The 1,343-nt window shown below is 68.6% G+C and carries 1 protein-coding gene and 1 other annotated feature; the gene reads right to left on the reverse strand.

What is annotated here, in order from left to right; translation table 11 throughout:
- Nucleotides 1–33: 33 nt before the first annotated feature.
- A protein-coding gene (locus tag AC4H2G_RS21540) for an IS3 family transposase (protein WP_494367786.1) occupies nucleotides 34–1,289 on the reverse strand; the annotation gives its coding sequence in 2 pieces (ribosomal slippage) (nucleotides 34–992 and nucleotides 992–1,289; 1,257 coding nt in all).
- Nucleotides 871–1,002, reverse strand: a sequence feature (AL1L pseudoknot). Its footprint overlaps the gene before it by 132 nt.
- Nucleotides 1,290–1,343: the final 54 nt, after the last annotated feature.

Genomic DNA, 1,343 nt, shown 5'->3' on the forward strand with positions numbered 1-1,343 from the left:
TGAACCGCCCTGGATCTCCTGGAGGGTGGTTGTTTAGGCGGCCTCCGGGACGGGGGTCGCGGTTCTAGTCTGCCGGTGGTGGTGTTCGAACTCGATCGGGGGCAGGTGCCCGATGGAGGAGTGGAGCCGCTGGGTGTTGTACCAGTGGACCCAGGCGGCGACCTGGTGCTCGACGTCACGGCGTGAGGTCCAGGACGGTCCGTGGATGGCCTCGTTCTTGAACAGTCCGATGGTCGACTCGCACAAGGCGTTGTCGAGGGCGTCCCCGACGGTCCCGATCGAGCCGGCCACGCCCGCGGTGTGCAGTTCAGCGGTCAGGGCCACGGACGTGTACTGAGAGCCGGCATCCGAGTGATGGACCAGACCGGTCGCGGTCCAGGTCACGTCCGCCCAGCGGCGGGTCGCCAGGGCGTGCCGGAAGGCGTCGGTGACGAGCGTGGCGTGTTTGGACGTCGAGACCCGCCAGCCCAGGATGCGGCGGGAGAAGACGTCCACGACGAACGCGACGTAGACGAACCCGGCCAGGGTCCACACGTAGGAGAAGTCCGCTACCCAGAGCTCGTCGGTGCGGGTCGGGCTGTTCCAGCCGCGCTTGACCAGGTCCGGGTGGCGCGGGGCGGATTCGTCCCGGCGGGTGGTCACGGTGCGGTGCCGGCCACGGACCATCCCGGTGATGCCCGCGATCCGCATCAGGCGCCCGACCTGGTCGCGACCGACCTCGAGCCCGGCGCGCTGGGCGGCGCGCCACAGCTTCCGCGTCCCGTAGACGCTCCAGTTCTCGCGGTGCAAGGTGACCAGTGCGTTGACGAGATAGGCCTCGTCCAGCTCCGCGACCGTGACTGGCTCCTTGACCCGGGCGTAGTAGGTGGACGGCGCGATCTGGATGCCATGCTCGGTGAGCACGGTGCAGATCGGCTCGACGCCGAACCGGCCCCGGAACCTGTCGATGTAGGCCACGATCACTTGAGTCGGCGGTCGAGCTCCGCCTGGGCGAAAAACGCCGACGCCGTCTTGAGGATCTCGTTCGCCCGCTCCAGCTCGGCCACGCGCTTCTTCAGCGCGCGAACCTCCTCGCTGTCACCAGAACGTGGCCCCGCCTGGGCACGCGTGCCCTCGGACCGCTCGGCCTCCTCGACCCAGTTCCGCAGCGTCGCGGGCTTGAGGTCCAGCAACGCCCCGACGTGACGCCTGGCCCCGAGCTTGGAGTCCTCCTGCGACTCCAACCGGTCCCGATACATCCGCACGGCACGCTCCCGGAACTCCCGGTCGTACTTCCTCGGTGCTGACATCTGCCCAGTCTCCCTTGCTGAATCAGCACCCTCCGAGAGATCCAGGGCGGTTCA

Source organism: Cellulosimicrobium sp. BMG9.23 (assembly GCF_059159985.1).